The sequence below is a fragment of the uncultured Methylobacterium sp. genome (assembly GCF_964242245.1).
Lineage (GTDB): Bacteria > Pseudomonadota > Alphaproteobacteria > Rhizobiales > Beijerinckiaceae > Methylobacterium.
On sequence record NZ_CAXTBY010000002.1, the window covers coordinates 15,752 to 37,692 of the forward strand.

Annotated in this window: 23 protein-coding genes; 7 read left to right on the forward strand and 16 right to left on the reverse strand. The window is 73.1% G+C overall.

All coding sequences use genetic code 11. From position 1 onward, the window contains the following. Positions 1-67: 67 nt before the first annotated feature. The 3 genes from ACFE8Y_RS00680 to ACFE8Y_RS00690 all read right to left on the reverse strand — a co-directional run bounded on the left by ACFE8Y_RS00680 (position 68) and on the right by ACFE8Y_RS00690 (position 1,786). A complete protein-coding gene (locus ACFE8Y_RS00680; protein WP_375462454.1) occupies positions 68-469 on the reverse strand; it encodes a hypothetical protein in 402 nt (133 codons plus the stop codon). A gap of 93 nt (positions 470-562) precedes the next feature. After that, entirely contained in the window at positions 563-1,102 is a 540-nt protein-coding gene (thpR, locus tag ACFE8Y_RS00685) for an RNA 2',3'-cyclic phosphodiesterase (RefSeq protein WP_375462455.1), read from the reverse strand. Positions 1,103-1,114: 12 nt separating this feature from the next. Next, positions 1,115-1,786: an arylesterase gene (locus ACFE8Y_RS00690; protein ID WP_375462456.1), complete on the reverse strand. Its 672-nt coding sequence runs from the start codon at positions 1,784-1,786 to the stop codon at positions 1,115-1,117. A 114-nt stretch (positions 1,787-1,900) separates the two neighbouring features. Between ACFE8Y_RS00690 and ACFE8Y_RS00695 the strand changes: the two genes are divergently transcribed. From ACFE8Y_RS00695 to ACFE8Y_RS00705, 3 genes are all read left to right on the forward strand, one after another. Continuing rightward, positions 1,901-2,632, forward strand: coding sequence for an ABC transporter ATP-binding protein (locus tag ACFE8Y_RS00695; protein ID WP_375462457.1), 732 nt, complete (start codon positions 1,901-1,903; stop codon positions 2,630-2,632). Between the two features lie 214 nt (positions 2,633-2,846). Continuing rightward, positions 2,847-5,417, forward strand: coding sequence for an ABC transporter permease (locus tag ACFE8Y_RS00700; RefSeq protein WP_375462458.1), 2,571 nt, complete (start codon positions 2,847-2,849; stop codon positions 5,415-5,417). A 244-nt stretch (positions 5,418-5,661) separates the two neighbouring features. Then, positions 5,662-6,429, forward strand: a complete 768-nt coding sequence (locus ACFE8Y_RS00705; protein WP_375462459.1) for a Bax inhibitor-1/YccA family protein — start codon at positions 5,662-5,664, stop codon at positions 6,427-6,429. Positions 6,430-6,965: 536 nt separating this feature from the next. Here ACFE8Y_RS00705 and ACFE8Y_RS00710 read toward each other — a convergent pair. Beyond that, positions 6,966-7,337 carry a DUF2794 domain-containing protein gene (locus ACFE8Y_RS00710; protein ID WP_375462460.1) on the reverse strand — a complete coding sequence of 124 codons (372 nt, stop codon included), beginning with the start codon at positions 7,335-7,337 and terminating at the stop codon, positions 6,966-6,968. A gap of 415 nt (positions 7,338-7,752) precedes the next feature. Between ACFE8Y_RS00710 and bluB the strand changes: the two genes are divergently transcribed. Beyond that, on the forward strand, positions 7,753-8,400 hold the full coding sequence (gene bluB / locus ACFE8Y_RS00715; protein ID WP_375462461.1) for a 5,6-dimethylbenzimidazole synthase: 648 nt from the start codon (positions 7,753-7,755) through the stop codon (positions 8,398-8,400). 227 nt (positions 8,401-8,627) lie between these two features. Further along, positions 8,628-9,143 carry a L,D-transpeptidase gene (locus ACFE8Y_RS00720; protein WP_375462462.1) on the forward strand — a complete coding sequence of 172 codons (516 nt, stop codon included), beginning with the start codon at positions 8,628-8,630 and terminating at the stop codon, positions 9,141-9,143. 34 nt (positions 9,144-9,177) lie between these two features. On the opposite strand, the gene ACFE8Y_RS00725 is transcribed toward ACFE8Y_RS00720, so the two are convergent. Then, entirely contained in the window at positions 9,178-9,489 is a 312-nt protein-coding gene (locus ACFE8Y_RS00725; RefSeq protein WP_375462463.1) for a cupin domain-containing protein, read from the reverse strand. A gap of 122 nt (positions 9,490-9,611) precedes the next feature. Then, a complete protein-coding gene (locus ACFE8Y_RS00730) occupies positions 9,612-9,827 on the reverse strand; it encodes a DUF1674 domain-containing protein (RefSeq protein ID WP_375462464.1) in 216 nt (71 codons plus the stop codon). 78 nt (positions 9,828-9,905) lie between these two features. Here ACFE8Y_RS00730 and ACFE8Y_RS00735 point away from each other — a divergent pair, with 78 nt between their 5' ends. Continuing rightward, complete coding sequence (locus tag ACFE8Y_RS00735) at positions 9,906-11,351, forward strand: RsmB/NOP family class I SAM-dependent RNA methyltransferase (RefSeq protein WP_375462465.1); 1,446 nt, start codon at positions 9,906-9,908, stop codon at positions 11,349-11,351. 21 nt (positions 11,352-11,372) lie between these two features. Here ACFE8Y_RS00735 and ACFE8Y_RS00740 read toward each other — a convergent pair whose 3' ends face one another. The 4 genes from ACFE8Y_RS00740 to ybeY all read right to left on the reverse strand — a co-directional run bounded on the left by ACFE8Y_RS00740 (position 11,373) and on the right by ybeY (position 15,867). Further along, on the reverse strand, positions 11,373-12,554 hold the full coding sequence (locus ACFE8Y_RS00740; protein WP_375462466.1) for an MFS transporter: 1,182 nt from the start codon (positions 12,552-12,554) through the stop codon (positions 11,373-11,375). Next, the gene (gene lnt, locus ACFE8Y_RS00745) at positions 12,551-14,134 is read right to left on the reverse strand and encodes an apolipoprotein N-acyltransferase (protein WP_375462547.1); all 1,584 of its coding nucleotides are present in this window, start codon (positions 14,132-14,134) and stop codon (positions 12,551-12,553) included. Before lnt ends, ACFE8Y_RS00740 begins: the two co-directional genes overlap by 4 nt. Positions 14,135-14,208: 74 nt before the next feature. Then, on the reverse strand, positions 14,209-15,345 hold the full coding sequence (locus ACFE8Y_RS00750; RefSeq protein ID WP_375462467.1) for a CBS domain-containing protein: 1,137 nt from the start codon (positions 15,343-15,345) through the stop codon (positions 14,209-14,211). 36 nt (positions 15,346-15,381) lie between these two features. Next, positions 15,382-15,867 (reverse strand): rRNA maturation RNase YbeY, encoded by a 486-nt coding sequence (ybeY, locus tag ACFE8Y_RS00755; RefSeq protein WP_375462468.1) that lies wholly within the window; start codon positions 15,865-15,867, stop codon positions 15,382-15,384. 90 nt (positions 15,868-15,957) lie between these two features. Here ybeY and ACFE8Y_RS00760 point away from each other — a divergent pair, with 90 nt between their 5' ends. Next, complete coding sequence (locus ACFE8Y_RS00760; protein ID WP_375462469.1) at positions 15,958-16,116, forward strand: hypothetical protein; 159 nt, start codon at positions 15,958-15,960, stop codon at positions 16,114-16,116. 22 nt (positions 16,117-16,138) lie between these two features. On the opposite strand, the gene ACFE8Y_RS00765 is transcribed toward ACFE8Y_RS00760, so the two are convergent. From ACFE8Y_RS00765 to ACFE8Y_RS00790, 6 genes are all read right to left on the reverse strand, one after another. Then, entirely contained in the window at positions 16,139-17,209 is a 1,071-nt protein-coding gene (locus tag ACFE8Y_RS00765) for a PhoH family protein (protein WP_375462548.1), read from the reverse strand. Between the two features lie 228 nt (positions 17,210-17,437). Then, positions 17,438-18,778, reverse strand: a complete 1,341-nt coding sequence (gene miaB, locus ACFE8Y_RS00770) for a tRNA (N6-isopentenyl adenosine(37)-C2)-methylthiotransferase MiaB (RefSeq protein ID WP_375462470.1) — start codon at positions 18,776-18,778, stop codon at positions 17,438-17,440. 80 nt (positions 18,779-18,858) lie between these two features. After that, a complete protein-coding gene (locus ACFE8Y_RS00775) occupies positions 18,859-19,722 on the reverse strand; it encodes a lysophospholipid acyltransferase family protein (protein ID WP_375462471.1) in 864 nt (287 codons plus the stop codon). Positions 19,723-19,831: 109 nt separating this feature from the next. After that, entirely contained in the window at positions 19,832-20,353 is a 522-nt protein-coding gene (locus ACFE8Y_RS00780; protein WP_375462472.1) for a GNAT family N-acetyltransferase, read from the reverse strand. A 121-nt stretch (positions 20,354-20,474) separates the two neighbouring features. Continuing rightward, entirely contained in the window at positions 20,475-21,152 is a 678-nt protein-coding gene (gene tsaB / locus ACFE8Y_RS00785) for a tRNA (adenosine(37)-N6)-threonylcarbamoyltransferase complex dimerization subunit type 1 TsaB (protein WP_375462473.1), read from the reverse strand. A 178-nt stretch (positions 21,153-21,330) separates the two neighbouring features. Then, entirely contained in the window at positions 21,331-21,897 is a 567-nt protein-coding gene (locus tag ACFE8Y_RS00790; RefSeq protein ID WP_375462474.1) for a NifU family protein, read from the reverse strand. Positions 21,898-21,941 lie beyond the last annotated feature (44 nt).

The following is a 21,941-nucleotide window of genomic DNA, read 5'->3' on the forward strand; positions in this document are numbered from 1 at the left end:
GGGTATGGCGCCGCGATCGTCGTGCCGTCACGTGGGACGATGGATGCTCATCGGAGCGCGATTATCGCTACGCGCCGCCGCACATGTGCTGCGAGTCGGCAGCCGTCCACGATTCCTGGGTGCGCAGGTTGGTCGTGGTGTAGAAGCGCCCGCGATCGTCGCCCTTGGGACAGCCCTTGGGGATCGAGACGAGGCAGGTGATCACCCGGTCGCCGATCCGCGAGGCGGCGACTTCCGGGATGAACCCGTACGAGACGCCGTAGACGCCGTTGGCCAGTGCGAAGCTGGTGCCCTCGCCGGGATCGTCGCCCTTCGGCTTGACCAGCTTGTCGCTGAAGCGCGTCCCGATCCGCGTCACCGTCGTCGTGGCGCAGGTGCCGATCCGGGTCGGCGGCTCCGCGAGCGCCGGGCTCGCAGCGACGGCGGCGGCGGCGGCGAGGCTCGTGCGCAGGTTCGATCGACCGGTCATCGCATCAGATTCGACGCGAACCCGGCGCGGGTCAACCCGGACCGAGCGAACGGGAGGCGCGATCGCAGGCGAGCGATCCTCGGACAGGCGCCGTCACGCGAACGGATAGCGGGCCTCGGCCACGTAAGGCCCGCCTCCGGTCGAGTCGCGGGCCGAGTACAACACGACCTCGCATGCGAAGAATTGCAGCGGGGTGAAGAGCGGCGCCTGCGACAGGTACATCGCGACGGCCTCCGGCGTGGCCGCGCGGCGCAGGCGGGCGAGCGTCACGTGCGGCACGAACTTGCGCCGCTCCGGCTCCGCGCCGGCCCGGCGGATCAGCCGCTCCTGCTCGGCCTGGAGGTCGGCGAGGTCGGGATTGGCGGAGACCGCGGCGAGGATCGCCCGCGGCTTGTCGCCGCCGAAGGCCGCGAGCCCTTCGAGGATGATCTCGACCGGCGCGCGCGGGCGGATCTCGCCCAGGAGTTCCGCCGCATCCTCGGCCATGTGCAGCGGCACGTCGCCGAGGAAGCGCAGGGTGACGTGGTAGTCGCACGCCTCGATCCAGCGGGCGCCGGCCAAGCCCCCGCGGAACGGCGCCAGGGCGTCGGTCACCTCGGGCGGGACGGCGAGCGCCGTGAACAGGCGCGGCATCGGTACGCCTCCTCAGCGGCCTGCGGACCGGAGCCGCCCGAGGAAGGTCTCCACCGCCGGCAGGATGCCGGCGACGATGACCTCGACGCCCCTGACGTTGGGATGGAGTCCGTCGTCGAGGGTGTAGGCCCGCTCGCCCACCATACCGGCCATGAAGAAGGGGTAGAGCACGAGGCCGTACTGGGCCGCGAGGTCGGGATAGATCGCGTCGAAGCGGGCGACGTAGTCCGGCCCGAGGTTGGTCGAGGCGCGCATGCCGGCGAGCAGCACCGGGATGCCACGGGCCTTCAAGCCGGCGATGATCGCCTCCAGGGCCTTGCGCGTCACGGCCGGGTCGGTGCCGCGCAGCATGTCGTTGGCGCCGAGTTCGAGGATCACCCCGTCCGTCCCGTCCGGCACCGACCACGCGACCCGGTCGAGACCGTTGGTGGCGGTCTCCCCCGAGACCCCGGCATTGGCGACGGAGACCCTCTCGCCCTTGGCAGCCAGCGCCCGCTCCAGCACGCTCGGGAACGCCGCGGCGGCCGGCAGACGGTAGCCCGCGGTGAGGCTGTCGCCCAGGGCCACGAGTTTCAGAGATCTCGGCTCGGCGTGAGCCGGACCGGCCATCGACAGTCCCAGCGCCGATGCGGCAAAGAGCACCATCAGCACCGCCCTGCGGCGGCCATCATGGCGTGGCCCCATGGCGCCCATCATATCCGCGGCCGGCACGGGCCGTGCCGCAGCCCGTCGAATGATCCTCAGCCAACCGTGAACTCCATCGCCCATGCTCGTCATCCCGCACAGATCGGCCCATCCGTGACCGCCGGCAAGACCTCCATCGAGACCGCACGCGTCGCGGCCACTGCCGGCGGGCCGGCCATCGCCCTGTCGGACATCGACCTCAGCCTCGGGCGCGGCGCGGCGCGCGTCCACGTCCTGCGCGGCATCTCGCTCACCGTCGCCCGCGGCGAGGCGATCGGGCTCGTCGGGCCCTCGGGCTCGGGCAAGTCCACGCTGCTGATGGTGATGGCGGGGCTGGAGCGGCCCGATGCCGGCGCGATCCGCATCGAGGACACCGACCTCGGCGGCCTCGACGAGGATGCGCTGGCGCGCTTCCGGGGGCGCCGCATCGGCATCGTGTTCCAGGCCTTCCACCTCGTGCCGACGATGACGGCCCTGGAGAACGTCGCCCTGCCGCTGGAACTCGCCGACAAGCCGGGCGCGCACGCCCGCGCACGCGCCGAGCTGGCAGCGGTGGGTCTCGCAGACCGGATGCACCACTACCCGGCCCAGCTCTCCGGCGGCGAGCAGCAGCGCGTCGCCATCGCCCGCGCGGTCGCGCCCGACCCGGCGATCCTGGTGGCCGACGAGCCGACCGGCAACCTCGACGAGGCCACCGGTCGCCAGATCGTCGACCTGCTGTTCGCGCTGAAGCGCGACCGCGGCGCGACGCTGGTCCTCGTCACCCACGATCCGGGATTGGCAAGGCTCTGCGACCGCACCGTCTCGTTGCGCTCGGGGCGGATCGACGAGCCGGTGACGGCATGACGGTTTCTTCCAGGATGTCCGATCGCAAGGCCGCTGGCGGCCGCACCCTTCTCCCTCCCCCTTCTGCGGGGGAGGGTGGGCCTCGCGTCAGCGAGGGTCGGGAGAGGGGTGCGCCGGTTCCGGCATCGTCGCACCCCTCTCCCGACTTAGCTCGCGGGCCATCCTCCCCCGCAGAGGGGGGAAGGAAGACGCGATGGGGGGAGCGGAGGTAGCCATGCACGGCACGCTTCCTCAGCCCCGATCCACGCCCCCGTCGCGCCTGCCGCTCACCCTGCGCCTCGCGCTGCGGGAACTGCGCGGCGGCCTGTCCGGCTTTGCCGTCTTCCTCGCCTGCATCGCGCTCGGCGTCGCGGCCATCGCCGGCGTCGCCTCGATCTCGCGCTCGCTCTCGGACGGGCTCGGGCGCGAGGGCAAGCGCATCCTCGGGGGCGATCTCAGCTACGGCCTGATCAACCGCGAGGCGAGCCCGGCCGAGCGCGCCGTGCTCGACGCGGCGGGCCGCGTCGACGTGGTGGCGAGCTTGCGCGCCATGGCGGTGGCGGGCAACGGCGCGGCCCTGGTCGAGCTGAAGGCGGTGGAGGCCGGCTACCCGGCGGTGGGCGACCTCGTCACCGAGCCGCAGGCGCCGCTGCCGGACCTGCTCGCGGCCGGGGACGGCGCCGACGGGGCGCTCGCCGACCCGGCGCTGCTGACCCGCCTCGGCCTGAAGGTCGGCGACCGGATCACGCTGGCCGGCCACGCCTTCGCGATCCGGGCAGCTCTCGTCTCCGAGCCCGACAAGATCGGCGCCGGCATCGGCTTCGGGCCGCGGCTGATCATCGCGCAAGGGGCGCTGCGCCGCACCGGCCTCGTCCAGCCGGGCAGCCTCAACCGCTGGAGCTATCGCCTGCAATTGCCCGGCGCCGACGACGCGGCCCTGGAGGCGGCGGCGGCCCGCATCGCCGAGGGTGCGCCGCAGGCCGGCTGGGAGATGCGGGCGCGCACCAACGCCGATCCGCGCTTCGCCAAGAGCATCGAGCGCTTCACCCAGTTCCTGACGCTCGTCGGCCTGACCGCGCTGATCGTCGGGGGCGTGGGCGTGGCCAATGCCGTCAACGCCTTCGTCGCGCGCAAGCGCCCCTCGATCGCGACCCTGAAGAGCGTCGGCGCGCCGGGCTCGAAGGTGGTCGGGCTCTACCTGACGCAGGTGATGCTGATCGCCGGCCTCGGAACGCTGATCGGCTTGGGCGTCGGTGCGGCCCTGCCCTTCGGCCTCGACGCCCTGTTCCGCGAAAACCTGCCGCTGCCGCTGAACCCGACGCTCGCGCCTCTCGAACTGCTGCTCGCGGCGGCCTACGGGCTGCTGACGGCGCTGGCCTTCGCGATCACGCCCCTGGGACGCGCCCACGACATCCCCGTCTCGGGGCTGTTTCGCGACGCGGTCGATCCGGCGGCGGGCCGCATCCGCGCGCGCTACCGGGTGATCCTGGTCGCGGCGCTCGCCGCCCTCGTCGCCCTCGCCGTCGGCACCGCGTTCGACCGGCGGATCGCGCTGATCTTCATCGTTGCCGCCGGCCTCGCCTTCGGATGCCTGCGCCTCGTGGGGGTCGGCCTGATGGCCGCGGCCCGCCGGATGCCGCACCCGAAGCGCGCCGCGCCGCGGATGGCGCTCGCGAACCTCCACCGCCCAGGTGCCCTGACCCCGGCGATCGTCCTCTCGCTGGGCTTAGGGGTGACGCTGCTCGTCACCTTGAGCCTGATCGACGTCAACGTCCGCCGCACGATCCAGGCGACGCTGCCGGCGCGCGCGCCCAACCTGTTCTTCCTCGACATCCCGGCAGCGGATTCGACGGCCTTCCGCGACTTCCTCGCCAAGGCCGCGCCCACGGCCAAGATCGAGCGGGTGCCGATGATGCGCGGCCGCATCGTGGCGCTGGACGACGTGCCGGCGGAGAAGATCAGGCCGCCCGAGGACGCGGCCTGGGTGCTCGACGGCGACCGCGGCATCACCTACGCCGACGACCTGCCCGAGGGCTCGACGCTCACCGCCGGGTCGTGGTGGAACGCGGAGGCGGCGGGCCAGCCGCTGGTCTCGTTCGAGGCGGACCTCGCCAAGAGCCTCGGCCTGACGGTCGGCAGCCGCGTCACCGTCAACGTGCTGGGGCGCAACCTCACCGCGACCATCGCCAACCTGCGAAAGGTGGAGTGGCGCAACCTCGGTATCAACTTCGTGATGGTGTTCTCCCCCGGCACCTTCCGGGGCGCGCCGCATTCCGACCTCGCGACGCTCACGCTGCCGGGCGGCACCGATGCGCCGCTGGAGAACCGGGTGCTGCGCGACGTCGCCCGCGCCTTCCCGTCCGTCACCAGCGTGCGGGTGAAGGACGCGCTCGATGCCGTCGGCGATCTCATCGGCAAGCTGGTGCTGGCGATCCGCGGGGCGAGCGCGGTGGCCGTGCTCGCGAGCCTGTTCGTGCTCGCCGGCGCCATCGCCGCCGGCCACCGGGCGCGGCTCTACGACGCCGTGGTGCTCAAGGTGCTCGGCGCGACCCGCGGCCGGCTGCTCGCGGCCTACGGCCTCGAATACGGCGCGCTCGGGCTCGTGACCGCCTTGTTCGGGCTGCTCGCGGGGACGCTGGCCGGCTGGGTGATCGTCACGCGGGTGATGCGCCTCGACTTCGCCCTCGATCTCTCGGGCGCGCTGGTCGCGGCGGCCTCCGCCGTGGTGCTGGCCGTGGTGCTCGGGCTCGCGGGCACGTGGCGCATCCTCGGCCAGAAGCCGGCGCCTTACCTGCGCCAGCCATGAACGTGCCCGGCATGGTCGAAGAAACGCGCGGCGAAGGTTTAACGAACTTTAATCCCTGACTTTACGAAGAAACGTAATGCTTCGAGCCGCGCGAAAACCGCAGAGACAAGCTCGGCGGGGGCCTTGTGGAAGAGCGCGGAACGCAACATATTCCACACCGAGGCGCCCGAGCGGCGCCAGAGGTCCGTGCGTGGGCCTCGGATCAAACACCACGCTTGAGAGAGCCTCCCGAGGTACCCTCCCCATGGCATTCGACAACTCCCCCTTCCGCTACGGCGCCCAGGCACCGGCCCAGGCCGGCACCCAGGTCTCCTACGACGCGGGCCTGCGGGCCTTCATGCTCGGCGTCTACAACAACATGGTCGTGGGCCTAGGCATCTCCGGCCTCGTGGCGCTCGGCCTCAACATGGCCGCCACCACGGCCACCGCGACGGGCCGGCTCGCGCTGACGCCGTTCGGCCAGACCCTCTACAACAGCCCCCTCAAGTGGGTGCTGATGTTCGCGCCCTTGGCCTTCATCCTCGTCTTCTCGATGCGGATGGACCGGATGTCGGCCTCGTCGGCACGCACCATGTTCTTCGCCTTCGCGGCGGTGATGGGCGCCTCGATGTCGACGCTGCTCCTCGTGTTCACGGGGGCGAGCGTGGTGCGGGTGTTCTTCATCACCTCGGCGACCTTCGCGGGCCTGAGCCTCTACGGCTACACCACGAAGCGCAGCCTCTCGGGGATGGGCTCGTTCCTGATGATGGGCCTGATCGGCATCATCATCGCGTCGATCGTCAACATCTTCCTGGCCTCGTCGGCGCTGCAGTTCGCCATCTCGGTGCTCGGCGTGCTGATCTTCGCCGGGCTCACCGCCTACGACACCCAGAAGCTGAAGGAGATGTACCTCTCGGCGAGCTTCGACGGCGAGATGGCGGCCAAGATGTCGGTCAACGGCGCGCTGACGCTGTACCTCGACTTCATCAACATGTTCCAGTTCCTGCTCTCGCTGCTCGGCGACCGCCGCTGAGCCGCACCGGATCGGACGAAGGAAAGGCCCCGGCGGAAACGCCGGGGCTTTTTTCGTTTCGGGTCGTCCGAGCAGACGGCTTCCCCGAAGGAACCACGGTCAGCGCACCTCCCTCCCCCTCTGCGCGACCGGGTTCACACATCGCGCAGAGCAGCAGCCGCGTCCTCCCTTCCCGGGCTACGGTATTCGCACATCGGCTCCACGAGATCCGGGAAGAGCGGGGGTCCCCTCTCCCGTTCGGGAGAGGGACAGGGTGAGGGATGAGAACGCACCGGATACGGCACGCCCCTCACCCCAGCCCTCTCCCCCTGGGAGAGGGGGCCGGCCGGTGCTTCGCCCGATCCACGCAGCACCGGTCTCAAGATGTGTGAAGCCGCAAGCCTTTGCGGGAGAGGAAACCGCGCATCACGCGAATTCACCGCGAGATGTGTGAATACGCTAGCTCGCAAAGGGAGGGAGATAGGGCGCAGGCCGGCACGAAGCCGGGTGGAAAGGGAAGACCGCAACGCCGCCGGACTCCTTCGGTGATCCGGTCGTCACACCGCGCGCAGCGGCGGCTCCAGCACCGCGAGCACGCGGGCAAGGTCGTTCCCGCGCTTCAGCACGAGGCCGGCCGCAGTGATCACCGCGTAGGCGCCCTGGCGGCGGGCGAGCCTCGGGTCCTTCTCGATCCGGTAGAGCGGCATCTCGGAGGTGCGGCGATAGATCGAGAACACAGCCTTGTCGCGCCGGAAGTCGAGGGCGTAGTCGCGCCACTCGCCCTCGGCGACGCGCCGGCCGTAGAGGTTGAAGATCGTGCGCAGCTCGTGCCGGTCGAAGGCGATCTGCGGGGCGGCCGACATCGCGGGGAAGGGCACCACCCGGGCCGTCGCATCGTCGCGCGTCTCGCCGCTCGTCCGCTCGCTCATCGTCGCTCCCGCGTTCCCCGTTGGCCTTCCTCCAGGATGGGCCTCCGGGCCGCGGCTCGCAAGGGTCGCGGGGCTCTGTTGCCCAAGCGCCGCGCCGGCACACGAAACGCCGCGGTTTCGCCCCGATCGCGCCTTTCCCGAGCCTTGTTGCGCGGGCACAACAGGCATCGAACCTCGTTGGGCCGTGCCCGGCGGCGCCCGAAACCCGAGCTCCCCAGCCCTCGGGCGTCGCCGGTCCCCACGATCCGACACTCCAGAGGTTTCGAGACCCAAGGACTTCAGGCCGCCTCGCAAGGGCGGCCTTTTTTGTTGTCTCGGGGCTTCGCATTGCGGCCCCCGCAGGCGCGCATCGTCGAGCCCGCGAGGGTTCGATGGACCGCACAGCACCGGAAATGCGCTATGAGGCTCGGCGACGATGACCGACCCGCGTTCACCCAGCTTCGACGACGCGTTCCGCCGCACGCTCAACGACCTGTTCGCGTGGCGCCGCGACGTGCGCCGCTTCCGCACCGATGCGGTCGCCGAGCCCGTGCTGCGCGAGAGCTTGGCTGCGGCCCAGCTCAGCCCGTCGGTCGGCAACAGCCAGCCCTGGCGCTTCGTGCGCGTCTCCGACCCCGGCCGGCGGGCGGGCATCGTCGCGAGCTTCGAGCGCTGCAACGCCGAAGCCGCCGCGGGCTATTCCGACGCCCGGGGCGAACGCTACCGCGCCCTGAAGCTCGCGGGCCTGCGCGAGGCGCCGGTGCACCTCGCCGTGTTCTGCGACGACGGCACGGCGGCCGGCCACGGCCTCGGGCGGGCGACCATGCCCGAGATGCTGCGCTACTCGGTGGTGGGCGCCGTGCAGGCCTTCTGGCTCGCGGCCCGCGCCCGCGGCCTCGGCGTCGGCTGGGTGTCGATCCTGGAGCCGGCCCGCGTCGCCGCAATCCTGGAGATGCCCGACGACTGGCACCTCGTGGCCTACCTCTGCGTCGGCCATCCGGTCGAGGAGCACCGCGACCCCGAACTCGCCCGCCACGACTGGCAGCAGGCCGACCCGAGCGCCGCCCGCCTGTACGAGCGCTGATTCGTGAAGGAAAGTCGATCTCGGCGCGAACCATGTTCAAGGACTGACATCGTTCAAGCAAATCGGCGACCGCTCGACGGTTTACGATGTCCGATAATAATCAATCTTTACCGCTCTTTGGCATAAGGGTGAGCAACCGCGCCCCGGCGCAAGCAAGACCTGGAACACGGTCTGCGAGCATGGATTAGTCCCGCAGCGTGCGGTCGCGCTTGCGAGGATGTCGTCCGATGGTGTGGCGTAAGAGTGTGTGTGCGGGTCTGGCCGGCGCGATGCTGGCGGGCCTCGGTCCAGTCGCGCCCGTCGCGGCACGCGAGGTGGTGCCGTTCGCGGAGAGCGCGACGCCCGGCTCGGTGGTGATCAGCGTGTCGCAGCGCCGGCTCTACCTCGTCAACGGCGACGGCACGGCGATCCGCTACCCCGTGGCGGTGGGCAAGCCCGGCAAGCAGTGGTTCGGCGCCACCGCGATCGACGGGAAGTACGTGCAGCCGGCGTGGTCGCCCCCGCGCGAGGTTAAGCGCGACAACCCGCGCCTGCCCAACGTCATCGCCGGCGGCTCGCCGCACAACCCGATGGGCGCCGCCGCGATGACGCTGTCGGGCGGGGAGTACGCGATCCACGGCACCAACCGCCCGAGTTCGGTGGGCACCTACGCCTCCTACGGCTGCATCCGGATGTACAACCAGGACGTGGTCGATCTCTACGACCGCGTCTCCGTCGGCACGCGGGTCTACATGACGCGGTGAGGACGGGCCCTCGATCCGCTCGGCGCCGGAGGCCTCACGCCGCCGGCGGCGAGGTCGCCTCAACCGCCGTGAAGCTCTCGAGGATACGGTAGGTGTGCACCGCGCCCGCCGGCACGCAGTAGGAGTCTCCGGGCTCCAGCGCGATGGTCTCGCCCGCCAGCACCAGCTTGGCGCGGCCGGAGATCACGTAGCCCACAGTCTCGTGCGGGGAGGTCGTGCTCGGCTTGTCGGCGTTCGGCGGCTCGTCGCGCCACATCCGCATCGCGACCCGCGCGCCCGCCGCCAGCGACACCTCGCCGTTCGCACCCGTGGCCGCGTCGCGGCTCGAAACTTTTCCCGTCGCCATCCTGAACCCTGCTCCGCGCTGCCGTGACGGGAGCCAAACGGCGGGCCGACGCGGACGTTCCGGCCGGCGCCACGCCATCGTCCCACGCGGCGTCCGGGCGGATCGTCCGATCCCGACACGGATCAGAAGTCGACGGCAAGGCCCTTCACCTCCCAGTCGTCGTAGCGCACCGGCTCCAGGCCGCCGCGCCCGAGGCGCTCGGGTCTCGCGGACACGGCGGCGGCGCGCGCGTCGATCGCCGCTCGGCGCTCGGCCGCCTCCGCCAGCGCGCGCCGCGCCGCCGGGGTCAGGCGGCGGGTTTCGTCCGCGGTGGTGTCGTCCTGCATCTCGGCTTGCATCGGGCTCGCTCAGGTGGGAGGGCGTGGGGTTCCACCGGCTCGAGGCCGGCCGTAGTGATCAGATAGAAAATGGCAGTCATGGGCAGGGGCCGCAACGCGTCCGGGCCGGAACGGACCGCGGACGCGACCAAGAGTCCGGATGCCGGCAGGCGTCCGGGCAAGCCTCGGGGGGAAGGGGGGCCATCTACCGGGGTCGCCGAGCCGGACGCGGCGGGCCTTTCCGCCCGCCGGGTGGCGCAGAGCGCGGTGGCCGACCTGCTGGGTAAGAACCGCGCGCTTGCCCTGGAGGACGCGCTGGCCCAGGCCGGCCGGGCGGCCGGGCTGGATACCGCCGACGCGGGGCTCGCCCGCGCGATCGCGACCGCCACCTTCCGCCGCCTCGGCTTCCTCAGGCGGGCGCTGGCCGCCCGCATGGCGCAGGGGCTGCCGGACGACCAGCCGCGCCTCGTCGCGCTGCTGGCGACCGCGGCGGCGCAGATTCTCGACCTCGCCGTGCCGGACCACGCCGCGGTCGACCTCGCCGTGCGGCTGGCCAAGGCCGACCCGCAGGCGCGGCACCTGGCCGGCCTCGTCAACGCGGTGCTGCGGCGCGTGGTGCGCGAGCGCGACGCGATCCTGGCCGAATCCGAAGACCCGCTCGACGGCAACACGCCGCCCTGGCTCGCCGAGCGGTGGAGCAGGGCCTACGGGCCCGAGACCGCCCGGGCCATCGCCCGCGCGCACTTGGCCGGCGCTGCCCTCGACCTGACGCCGCGCGGCGAGGCCGGGGCCTGGGCCGAGCGGCTCGGCGCCACAATCCTGCCGACCGGCTCGCTGCGCCTCGGCGACCTGCGCGTGCCGGTCTCCGAGTTGCCGGGCTTTGCCGAGGGCGCGTGGTGGGTGCAGGACGCCGCCGCCGCGATCCCCGCGCGGCTCCTCGGGGCGCGGCCGGGCGAGCGCGTCGCCGACCTCTGCGCCGCGCCCGGCGGCAAGACCGCGCAGCTCGCCGCCGCGGGCGCGCGGGTGACCGCCCTCGACCGCTCCGCGCCGCGCCTGGAGCGGCTCTCGCAAAACCTCGCGCGCCTCGGCCTGGAGGCGGAGATCGTCGTCGGCGACGCGCTCGCCTTCGAGGCCCCCGACGCCTTCGACGCGGTGCTCCTCGACGCGCCGTGCTCGGCCACCGGCACGATCCGCCGCCACCCGGACGTCGCCTGGACCAAGACGGACTCCGACCTGATCCGCCTGCGCCTGCTCCAGGCGCGCCTGCTCGACAAGGCGGCGGCCCTGGTGCGGCCGGGGGGCCGCCTCGTCACCTGCACCTGCTCCCTCGAACCGGAGGAGGGCGAGCATCAGGTCGCCGCGTTCCTGGCCCGCAACGCCGCCTTCGAGCGGGTGCCGGTGCGGGCCGACGAGGTCGGGGGGCTCGCCGAATTGATCGACGCGCAGGGTGATCTGCGCACCGTTCCGTCCCACCTCCAAGGATCGGAGACCCTGCGCGGCGGGCTCGACGGCTTCTTCGCGAGCCGTCTGCGCCGGAAAGAGTAATGGCCCCCGGCGGGGGGGTCGTCAGGCCTCGTGCGGCTGTCCGACCGCCCGGTCGCGGCCGGCTCCCAGGCCGGCGGCGCCCGCGGCCGCGACGATCGCGGCGAACAGGCCGGCCGGCAGGCCCCAGCCGCCGGTCGCCTCGTGGGCGAGGCCGAAGCCGAGGGGGCCGAGCGCGGCGAGGGCGTAGCCGATGCCCTGCGCCATCGCCGAGAGGCCGGCGGCGGAGGCGGGATCGCGCGTGCGCAGGACGATGAGGCTCAGGGCCAGCCCGAAGCAGCCGCCGATGCCGAGGCCGAGGAGACCGGCCGCCGGGATGCACAGCGGGGCCGGACCGAAGGCGAGGGCGAGGAAGCCCGCGAGCGTGGCCAGCAGCACGGCGACGATCCAGCCGCGCTGATCAGGGACGCGCGATGCCAGCATCGCGACGAGGAGGGCGCCGGGCGCCTGATGCAGCGTCGTCACCGACGCGACGAGGCCGGCGTCCAGCGCGGAGAGGCCGCGCCCCTGCAGGACCAGAGGCAGCCAGCCGAACAGGACGTAGGCCAGGGAGGATTGCAGGCCCATGAAGGCAGTGACCTGCCACGCGACCCGATCGCGCAGGAGCGACACCGGGGCGGGCGGCGCCGACCGCTCGGGCGCGGCGCGGACGAGGGGCGCCCAGGCCGCGGCCGCGAGCAGCGCGGGCGCCGCCCAGACCGCGAGCGCCGCCGGCCAGCCGTGCCCGAGCGCCGCGTCGATCGGCACGGCGAGCCCCGCGCCGGCCGCGGCCCCGAGGCAGAGGGTCATGGTGTAGACCCCCGTCATCGCGCCGGCGCGGCCGGGGAAGTCGCGCTTGACCAGGGCAGGCAGCAGGACGTTGGCGAGGCCGATGCCGGTCGCCGCGATCGCGGTGCCCGAGAACAGCGCCGCGAGGCCGCCGGCGCCCCGCAGGGCGAGACCGCCCGCGATCACCACGAGGCCGAGGAGCACGCCGAGGTCGGCGCCGACCCGCCGGAGAACCACCGGCATCAGCGCGCAGGCGAGGCCGAGGCAGAGAACCGGGAGGGTAGTGAGGAGCGCGGCGCCCGCCGCGCCGAGGCCCGTCTCGTCGCGGATTGCGGAGAGCAGCGGCCCGACGGTGCTCAGCGCCGGACGCAGGTTGAACGCCACCAGCATCAGGCCGCAGCCGAGGAGCAGCGGCGGCACCGGGCGCGCGGACCTCACGCCCGGCGCCGCGCCGCGAGCGCCCCGACGAGGCAGGCGGCGAGCATGGCGGCGAAGGGCCCGTCCCCGAGGCGGCCGTAGAGGGTGCCGCCGAGGATCGGAGCCGGCAGGTCGGCGTCGAGCACCGCCTCCCGGTCCAGCGGCAACCGGGCGACGATGCGCCCGTGCGGATCGATCACCGCGGAGATGCCGGTGTTGGCGTCGCGCACCAGCGGCAGGCCCTCCTCGACGGCGCGCAGCCGCGCCTGCGCGAGGTGCTGGCGCGGTCCCGGCGTGTCGCCGAACCACGCATCGTTGGTGACGTTGAGGATCAGGCCGGGGGCTTGATCGGCCTGCGCCGGCGCGGCCGGCAGGATCGCGGCCGGGAAGATCGCCTCGTAGCAGATGGTGGCTGCGACCGGCGGCAGGCCGGGCACGGTGAGGATGCGCTGGGCGGCGGGGCTGCCGGCGGAGAAGCCGCCCGGCACGGAGACGAACTGGCGCAGGCCCACCGCCCGCAGGGCCGCGTCGAGGGGCGCCGGCAGGTACTCGCCGAAGGGCACGAGGTGGACCTTGTCGTAGCTGTCGACGATGCGCCCGCCGGGCTCGATCGCCATGATCGCGTTGAAGAAGCGGGGGCGCTCCCCCGGCGGCGCCTCCTCGGCGCGCGCCGCCCCAGTGATCAGGTGCTGGCCCGGGCCCAAGCCGGCGCCGACCTGGGCCAGGGCCGCCGGGTCGCGCTGGATCAGGAACGGGAAGGCGGATTCCGGCCAGACGACGTGCGTCGGCGCCAAACCGCTCTCCGGCGGGCGCCGGCTGAGCGCGACGTAGCGGTCGACGATGTCACCCCGGTTCTCGGGCCGGACCTTGGCGTCCTGGGGGAGGTTCGGCTGCACCAGCCGCAGACGCACGCCCGCGACCGTCGGGTCGGCCTCGGGCTCGACCCGCGTCGCGCCGTGGAACGCCATCGCGGCGAGCACGATCGCGGCGGCCGTGGAAGGGCCGAAGCGGCTGCGCGGATGCGAGCCGGTGGCGAGCGTCGCGGGCGCGGCGCAGAGCAGCACGGCGAGCACGGTGAGGCCGTAGAGGCCGACGAGGGCGGCGGACTGCATCAGCCAGAGGTTCTGGCCGAGCGCCATGCCCAGGGTGTTCCACGGGAAACCGGTGAAGAGGTGCCCGCGCAGCCACTCGGCGGCGCCGATCCCGAAGGCGAGACCGGCGATGCGGGCGGGGCCGCGGATCCAGAGCAGCCCCGCGACGGAAAAGCCCGCGGCGTAGAACAGGCCGAGGGCGAAGGGCAGGCCGAGGACGCCCAGCGGCAGCGCCCACAGGAACTCGTCCGCCTCGACCAGGAAGGCGGAGCCGAGCCACCACAGGCCGGCGAACAGGTAGCCGAAGCCCCAAGCCCAGCCGACGAGGGCGCAAGGGACGATCCGGGCCGCGACGCGGCTGCGCGAGCCGGCCGCGCCGTCCACCAGCCAGACCGCCGGCACCAGCGAGACGACGAGGGCGGGCAGCGCCCCGACGGGCGGCATCGCCAAGGCGCCGACGGCTCCGGCGAGGAAGGCGAGGCCGAGCCTGCGCCAGCCGCGCAGCCGCATGACCGCCGCGGCGACGCGCGCCGCCGGGTCGCCCGTCAGCGCCGCGGCGCGGACGCCGCCCGCCCGGCCTGCGGTCACGGACCGGGCGTCTCGACGGGGTTCGGCGCGGGCGGGGGCAGGGCGAGCGGCACCAATGCGGTGATCCGGGCGGGGCCGCGGTGCAGGCGCAGGCGCTTGAGGCGGCGCGGGTCGGCGTCGAGGACCTCGAACTCGAGGTCGCCCGGCCCGGCGATCAGCTCGCCGCGCGAGGGCACGCGGCCGGCGAGCGTCACGATCATGCCGCCGAGCGTGTCGATCTCCTCGGCCATCTCGCCCACCGCAGCGACGAGGTCGACGCCGGTCGCCTCCGAGACCTCGGCCAGCGGCGCGCGGGCGTCGGCCACGAACACCTCGGCCTCGCCCTCGAGGCGCTGGACGAGGCGGCCCTCGACCACGTCGTGCTCGTCCTCGATGTCGCCGACCACCATCTCGATCAGGTCCTCGATCGAGATCAGCCCGTCGGTGCCGCCGTACTCGTCGATCACCAGAGCCATGTGGGTGCGCGTCGCCTGCATCCGCACCAGGAGGTCGATCGCCGGCATGGAGGGCGGCACGAACAGCACCGGCCGCTGGATCTTGGTCGAGGCCAGCGTCGCGCTGAGGTCGACGTTGCCGAGGTTGAGCGTGCGCAGCGCCCGGGCCGGGGATTTCCGCACGCGGGCGGCGGGCGGGACCGCGGCGTCGGTCTCGGAAGGGGACGCGACGGCCGGCGCCGAGCCGTTGGCGGCCGCGCGGCGCGGATTCGCCTCGGCGCGGGCCGCGATGTGGTCGACGAAGTCGCGGATGTGGACCATGCCGCGGGGGTCGTCCAGCGTCTCGGCGTAGACCGGCAGGCGGGAATGGCCGGCGGTGCGGAACAGCTTGAGCAGGTCGCCGAGGCCGGTCTCCACCGAGACCGCGACGATGTCGGCCCGGGGGATCATCACGTCGTCGACGCGCACCTTGTGCAGGCCGAGCACGTTCTTGAGCATGGCCCGCTCCAGCGGCGAGAACGCGTTCTCGCCGGAATCCGGCTCGGCTAGGGCATCCTCGATGTCGTCGCGCAGGGAATCGCGCGGTTTCAGGTGCAGCACGTGGAGCAGGCGGTCGTACCAGGGCTCGCGCGCACCGGATTCGGCCTCGTTGGAACTGAGCGCGGCCTGGGCCGCGCCGCGACTTCGATCGTGGGTCATGTCTCTCGGGTCTGGGGTTTCGGGCGAGGCCGCCGCTCAGTCGGCGTAGGGGTCGGGTACGCCGAGGGTGGCAAGTGCTGCAACCTCGAGAGCCTCCATGGCCTCGGCGTCGGCGTCACCCGTCTCGTGGTCCTGGCCGAGGAGGTGGAGGGTGCCATGGACCAGGAGGTGCGCGAGGTGGTGGGCCAGCGGCTTGGACTGCTCCGCACTCTCGCGCAGCAGCGTGTCGTACGCAAGAACGACATCGCCGAGCGGCACCGCGGCGCCCGCATGGGCGGGCTGGGGGGCGGCCGGGAAGGAGAGGACGTTGGTGGGCCTGTCCTTGCCGCGCCACGTGCGGTTCAGCCCCTGCACGGTCGCGTCGTCGGCGAGCAGCACGCTGACCTCGACCGAACCGGATCGCGGCTCGGGCGCGGCGGCGAGGCCGGCCTCGACGGCGCGGACCACGAAGGCTTCGAGGTCGGGGATGGCCGATTCCCAGCGGGGATCGTCGATGGCGAGGTCGATCGCGTGTTCGGACATCCGCCCGGAGGGCCCTTTCTTCACGATGGCCGATGGCAGGCTTGGTCCCGCACGGCGGTTCGGGACATCGCCCTCCTGTCAAAGGTGGACGTGCTGGCCGACAAGGGCCACGCGGACTGTGCCAGCGCGAGGACCTGTTACGACGGCCGCAACACCATCGCGCATGGCGCGGATTGGGAGACGCCGTTCTTCGTCCCGAGCGTCGCGCAGGACATGCACGACAGGGTCGGGCGCTTCATCGTCTCGTAGACCGGCCGCACGGCGCCGACGCTCACGCCAGCGGCCGCCGCCGCGGGTTCGGGTTGCGGTCGGCATCCGTCTCGCCGTGCGCCGCGCCCTCGTAGGCGGTGACGATGCGGCGCACGAGGTCGTGGCGCACCACGTCCACGTCCCGGAAGGTGACGCGGCCAATGCCCTCGACGCCGGACAGGACGTTGACCGCCTCGACGAGCCCCGACTTCTGCCCCGGCGGCAGGTCGATCTGCGAGGGGTCGCCGGTGACGATCATCCGCGAGTTCTCGCCGAGCCGCGTCAGGAACATCTTCATCTGCATGGAGGTGGTGTTCTGCGCCTCGTCCAGCAGCACGATGGCGTTGGTCAGCGTGCGCCCGCGCATGAAGGCGAGCGGCGCGATCTCGATCACGCCGGTCTGGAGGCCGCGGTCGACGTGGCGCGCCTCCATGAAGTCGTAGAGCGCGTCGTAGATCGGGCGCAGGTACGGATCGACCTTCTCGCGCATGTCGCCGGGCAGGAAGCCGAGGCGCTCGCCCGCCTCCACGGCGGGGCGCGAGAGGATCAGGCGCTCGGCGTGGCCCTGTTCCAGCAGCGAGACCGCGTGGCCGACGGCGAGCCAGGTCTTGCCGGTGCCGGCGGGCCCCTCCGCGAACACGAGTTCGTTGGCGCGCAACGCCTTGATGTAGGCGTCCTGCGCGCTGTTGCGGGCGCGCACGGCGCCGCGGCGGCGGGTGGCGATCTGCTCGAAGTGCGGCCGGTCGGGCTCGGCGGCGACGGCGGCGGCCGGGAAGAGCTGGCCCTGGACGGTGGCCTCCTGGATCGCGCCGTCGACGTCGCCGAGCGTGAGCGCGCTACCGCCGGTCCGCACCCGCGCGTAGAGTTTTTCGAATACGCGGCGCGCTCGCTCCGCGGCGTCGGCAGGCCCCTTGACCACGAGGTGGTTGCCGAGCGCGGTGGCCGTCACCGCCAGCCGCCGCTCGATGTGGGCGACGTTCTGGTCGTACTGGCCGAAGACGAGGCTCGCCAGCCGGTTGTCGTCGAAGGTCAGGGAGACCTCCACGGCCTCGTCCTGTCCGATGAGCCGCGCGGCGGGCCCGCGGCCGCGCAAGGGGCCGCCGCGTCCGGCCGTTCCGTCAAATGGCGGCACTGAAGCTTCCTTCGATAGCGCAACGGTATACCCCTCTCCGCTTTGCGGGGGAGGGTGACCCTCGCGTGAGCGAGGGTCGGGTGAGGGGAGCGCCGGTTCCGGCACCGTCGCTCCCCTCACCCGACCCGCTTCGCGGGCCATCCTCTCCCGCAGAGGGGAGAGGGCGATGCGGCGTGAGAGGACGAAGCCTCACGCGGCCACCGCCGTCCCGATCGCCTCACCGAACAGGCTGTTCGTTCCCGCCGCGACGACGCGCACCGGCACGATCTGCCCGATGACGTCGGGCGGCGCGTCGAACTGCACCGCGAGCATGTGCGGCGTCTTGCCCGCGACCTGGCCCGGCCGGCGCCCGGCCTTCTCGACCAGCACCGCGACCACCTGCCCCACGGCCGCGCGCTGGTAGGCGTGGCGCTGCGAGTCGAGCAGGCCCTGGAGCGCCTGGAGCCGGGCGTTCATCACCGCCTCAGGCACCGCGTCGGCGCGCTCGGCCGCCGGCGTACCGGGGCGGGGGCTGTACTTGAAGGAATAGGCGCTGGAAAAGCCGATCTCGGCAACGAGCCGCATCGTCGCGTCGAACGCGGCGTCGGTCTCGCCGGGAAACCCGACGATGAAGTCCGAGGACAGGGCGATGTCGGGGCGCGCGGCCCGCACCCGGTCGACGATGCGGCGATAGGCGTCGGCGGTGTGCCGCCGGTTCATCGCCGCGAGCACCCGATCCGACCCCGACTGCACCGGCAGGTGCAGGTAGGGCATCAGCGCGCGCGTCTCGGCATGCGCGGCGATCAGGTCGTCGCCCATGTCGTTGGGGTGGCTGGTGGTGTAGCGGATGCGCGCGATACCCGGCACGCGAGCGACCCGGCGGATCAGGTCGGCGAGCGAGGCCGGGACGCCGTCGGGTCCGAGCCCGTGATAGGCGTTGACGTTCTGGCCGACGAGGCCGATCTCGCGCACGCCGCCGGCGGCGAGCCTCTCCGCCTCGGCGACCACGGCGGCCACGGAGCGCGAGACCTCCGCGCCGCGGGTGTAGGGCACGACGCAGAACGCGCAGAACTTGTCGCAGCCCTCCTGCACCGTGAGGAAGGCGGAGGCGCCGGCGGTGCGCCGCGCCGGTAGGTGGTCGAACTTGTCCTCGACCGGGAATTCGGTGTCGAGGGCGCGCTCTTCGTGGGATCGTGCCAGAAGCTCGGGCAGACGGTGGTAGCTCTGCGGCCCGACGACGACATCCACCGTGGGCGCGCGCGAAAAGATCTCGGCCCCTTCGGCCTGCGCGACGCAGCCGGCGACGACGATGCGGGTGTCGCGGCCCTCCGCCCGGCGGGCCTCCTTCAGCACGCGCAGGCGCCCGAGTTCCGAGTAGACCTTCTCCGCCGCCTTCGCGCGGATGTGGCAGGTGTTGAGCACCACCACATCCGCCTCCGCGACGCTGTCCGTGGCCGAGAACCCCTCGGCGCCCAGGACATCCGCCATGCGGGCGGCGTCGTAGGCGTTCATCTGGCAGCCGTAGGATTTGACGAAGGCTTTTTTCGACAACGCGTCGGGTCCCGGTTCTTCCTAGGGCCGTGCGTTATCACGGATTTCATGGGTCGTCGCGCGCGTCCCGATGGGCAGGGTCACGCCGTCGCAGGTCCGGTGCTCGTCCTGTCGGGAACGGCTCGCGGGGGCGGTGCCTCGCCCCATGCCGAGCGACCCTGAGGCTGTCGCATCGCCGCGCGCACGGCGGCCTCGGCCTGCGCCGTCGCGGCCTTGCGGTCGGTGCCGGCCTCGAAGGCGATCGGCGGGCCCCAGGCCACGTGCACGTCGATCGGGCCCTGCCGCACGAACAGGGCGAGGTGGGGGGCGAGTTCCATGTCGCCGTACCACGCGATCTCGGGGCGCTCGGCCCGCACCACGGGCAGGCCGTTGCGGCGGGGATAGGTGATCGCCAGCGGTTGCAGGCGGATGCGGTCGGGACCGGCGCCCTCCGACCGGATCGCGGCCCGGGCCGCCCCGACGAGGGAGGAGCGGAACGGCAGCAGGCGGGTGCCGTCGCCGGTGGTGCCCTCGGCAAACAGCACGACGAGTTCGCCCGCCGCCAGCCGGTCGCCGACCGCGGCGTTGACGGCGGCGGTCGCGCCGCGGCGGGCCCGGTCGATGAACACCGTGCGCTGGAGGGCGGCGAGCGTGCCGATGAGCGGCCAGCCCGCGATCTCGGACTTGGCCACGAACGAGAGCGGCCGCAGCGATCCGAGCGCGACGATGTCGAGCCAGGACACGTGGTTGGCGAGCACCAGCGCCGCCTCGCCCGCCGCGGGCGGCGTGCCGCTCTGCGTCACCCGAACCGAGAAGACCTTCAGGAACACCCGATGGAGCAGGGCCGGCGCGCGGTTCCAGCCGCGGCGGCGTCCGAACCGCAGGGCGAGCCAGTGCGGGCCCGCCAGACAGGCGAAGGCCAGCACGCAGATCGCGAGCCGGCCGGCGACCCCGACGCGGGTCACGGCGGCTTTCCGCGACGCCGAGGCATCAGGCCTCCCTTGCCGCACGCGCGGCGGCGCGCACGGGCAGACGGCCGACGGTCGGACACGTCGAACGGCAGGGGCGTCGGGCTCACGACAGGTCGGCGCGCATGGTCAGCGCGGTGGCGCGGCCGCCGTCGGGGCGGGCGTAGTAGCCGGTGCGCGCCCCGACCTGCGCGAAGCCGTGGCGGGCATAGAGCCTCAGCGCCGGCGCGTTGCCTTCGTCGACCTCCAGGTGGACCCGGGCGACGCCGATCAGGGCGAGGTGGCCGAGGTGCTCGCGCAGGAGCCGGTGGCTCAGGCCGCCGCCGCGGGCGGCGGGCGCCAGCACGACGGTCAGGATCTCGGCCTCGTCCGCCACCCGTCGCGAGAGCACGAAGCCCTGCATGCTGCCGGCACGCCAGAGGGCGTGCCCCTGCGTCGCGCGCTCGCACAGCATCCGCTCGAACTCGTGCACGTCCCAGGGGCGGGCGAAGGCCGTGGCGTGGAGGCGGGCGAGCGTGGACGCCTGCGCGGCCTCGTGCAGGGGGGCGACGTAGGGCTCCGGCCCCCAGGCGTCCCACCACGCGAGCCACCATTCCAGCGGCCAGAACGGAGAGATCGGCCGGATCATTCCAGGGGGCCTTGCTGCTGACGCCGCGCGGGCGACCCGCCGCGGCAGGCCGGGTGCGCCGGTCTGCGAGCCTGCGGCCGTGCGCCCGAGGGAGGGAGGGGGACGTCGAGGAGGGCCATCGTCATCGGCGGGCGAGCCGGGCATGGTCCTGCGGCCGGGCGTCGGCCCCGCGCAGGTAGAGCGGCCGCGGCAGGGCCTGGGCGGGGTCGGCGACGAGGCCGAGGGAGGCGACCCAGGCGATGTCGGGGCCGCCCGCGCCGGAGACTGCGACCGCGATCCCGCGGGCGCGCAGCACCGCGGCGAGCGGGCCCGCACCGGAGCCGACGAGCGTGATCGGGCCGGGTGCGAGCCGGTCGGCCGCCTCGTCGAGGCTCAGGTGCGTCGGCGGCACGACGATGCCGTCGTCCGCGCTCATCGCCTGGAGATAGACCGCGCCGTGCCGGGCATCGATCGCGGCAGCGTCCAGGCCGGCACCGCCGAGCGCCAGTTGCGGAGCGAGCAGCGCCGACAACGTCGTGACGCCGACCACCGGCGCCCCCGTGGCGAGGCCGACGGCCCGCGCCGCCGAGAGCCCGACGCGTAAGCCCGTGTAGCTGCCGGGGCCGACGGTGACGGCGACGCGGTCGAGGCTCTCGAAGCCGCCCTCGACGCGGGCCATCACCCGCTCGACCAGGGGCAGAAGGGCCTCCGCGTGGCCGCGGACGAGGACGAGGCTCTCGTGCGCGATCAGCGCGTCCGGTCCGTCGGCGACGCAGGCCGAGCAGAGGTCGAGTGCCGTGTCGATGGCCAGAATCCGCACGCCCACTCCCGTTCGCCGGCGCCTGCACGCCGTCCCCGTGCCGAGGCGGGAAGCCTACGGCAAAGCGGCCGTGCCCGTCAGTGCGGGGCGGCCATCGCGGAGCGGTTCGGGACCGGGTGTTGCGCGGGCGCCCCGCCTGCCGAACGGGCGCGGGGAGGCGGAAAGCTCCGAAACGGCGTCAGACCGCCTGGACCTCGCGGATCTCCGGCAGGAAGTGCTTGAACAGGTTCTGTACCCCGTGCCGGAGCGTCGCGGTGGAGGAGGGGCAGCCGGAGCAGGCACCCTTCATCTCCAGGTAGACGACGCCCTCCTTGTAGCCGCGGAAGGTGATGTCGCCGCCGTCTCCCGCCACGGCCGGGCGCACGCGGGTTTCGAGCAGGTCCTTGATCGTGACCACGGTGTCGTGGTCGGCTGCATCGTAGAATTCCTCGGATTCGTCGTCCTCGTGCGCGGAGCCCTCAACCATCACGGGCGCGCCGGACTGGAAGTGCTCCATGATCGCGCCGAGCAGCGCCGGCTTCACCTGGGGCCATTCGTTGCCGTCCTCGGCCTTGGTGACCGAGATGAAGTCGTGGCCGAAGTACACGCCGGCCACGCCCGGGACATCGAACAGGCGCTGAGCCAGGGGCGAGCGGGCGGCGGCCTCGGCGTCGCGCGCCTCGAAGGTCGATTCGGGCAGAACCACCCGGCCGGGCAGGAACTTCAGGGTGGCGGGGTTCGGGGTGGCTTCGGTCTGGATGAACATGGCTTCGATCCTCGTCCGCTGCGCCGGTTCAAGGCCGGCCGGGA

What these genes read in the sequence shown, in the direction of transcription:
- ACFE8Y_RS00790 (WP_375462474.1), bottom strand. Translation starts at nt 21,897, where the DNA reads ATGTTCATCCAGACCGAAGCCACCCCGAACCCCGCCACCCTGAAGTTC.
- ACFE8Y_RS00725 (WP_375462463.1), bottom strand. Translation starts at nt 9,489, where the DNA reads ATGGCGACGGGAAAAGTTTCGAGCCGCGACGCGGCCACGGGTGCGAAC.
- ACFE8Y_RS00730 (WP_375462464.1), bottom strand. Translation starts at nt 9,827, where the DNA reads ATGCAAGCCGAGATGCAGGACGACACCACCGCGGACGAAACCCGCCGC.
- bluB (WP_375462461.1), top strand. Translation starts at nt 7,753, where the DNA reads ATGACCGACCCGCGTTCACCCAGCTTCGACGACGCGTTCCGCCGCACG.
- ACFE8Y_RS00700 (WP_375462458.1), top strand. Translation starts at nt 2,847, where the DNA reads ATGCACGGCACGCTTCCTCAGCCCCGATCCACGCCCCCGTCGCGCCTG.
- ACFE8Y_RS00720 (WP_375462462.1), top strand. Translation starts at nt 8,628, where the DNA reads ATGGTGTGGCGTAAGAGTGTGTGTGCGGGTCTGGCCGGCGCGATGCTG.
- lnt (WP_375462547.1), bottom strand. Translation starts at nt 14,134, where the DNA reads ATGCGGCTGCGCGGCTGGCGCAGGCTCGGCCTCGCCTTCCTCGCCGGA.
- ACFE8Y_RS00705 (WP_375462459.1), top strand. Translation starts at nt 5,662, where the DNA reads ATGGCATTCGACAACTCCCCCTTCCGCTACGGCGCCCAGGCACCGGCC.
- ACFE8Y_RS00750 (WP_375462467.1), bottom strand. Translation starts at nt 15,345, where the DNA reads ATGACCCACGATCGAAGTCGCGGCGCGGCCCAGGCCGCGCTCAGTTCC.
- ACFE8Y_RS00680 (WP_375462454.1), bottom strand. Translation starts at nt 469, where the DNA reads ATGACCGGTCGATCGAACCTGCGCACGAGCCTCGCCGCCGCCGCCGCC.
- thpR (WP_375462455.1), bottom strand. Translation starts at nt 1,102, where the DNA reads ATGCCGCGCCTGTTCACGGCGCTCGCCGTCCCGCCCGAGGTGACCGAC.
- ACFE8Y_RS00690 (WP_375462456.1), bottom strand. Translation starts at nt 1,786, where the DNA reads ATGGGGCCACGCCATGATGGCCGCCGCAGGGCGGTGCTGATGGTGCTC.
- ACFE8Y_RS00780 (WP_375462472.1), bottom strand. Translation starts at nt 20,353, where the DNA reads ATGATCCGGCCGATCTCTCCGTTCTGGCCGCTGGAATGGTGGCTCGCG.
- ACFE8Y_RS00710 (WP_375462460.1), bottom strand. Translation starts at nt 7,337, where the DNA reads ATGAGCGAGCGGACGAGCGGCGAGACGCGCGACGATGCGACGGCCCGG.
- ACFE8Y_RS00735 (WP_375462465.1), top strand. Translation starts at nt 9,906, where the DNA reads ATGGGCAGGGGCCGCAACGCGTCCGGGCCGGAACGGACCGCGGACGCG.
- ybeY (WP_375462468.1), bottom strand. Translation starts at nt 15,867, where the DNA reads ATGTCCGAACACGCGATCGACCTCGCCATCGACGATCCCCGCTGGGAA.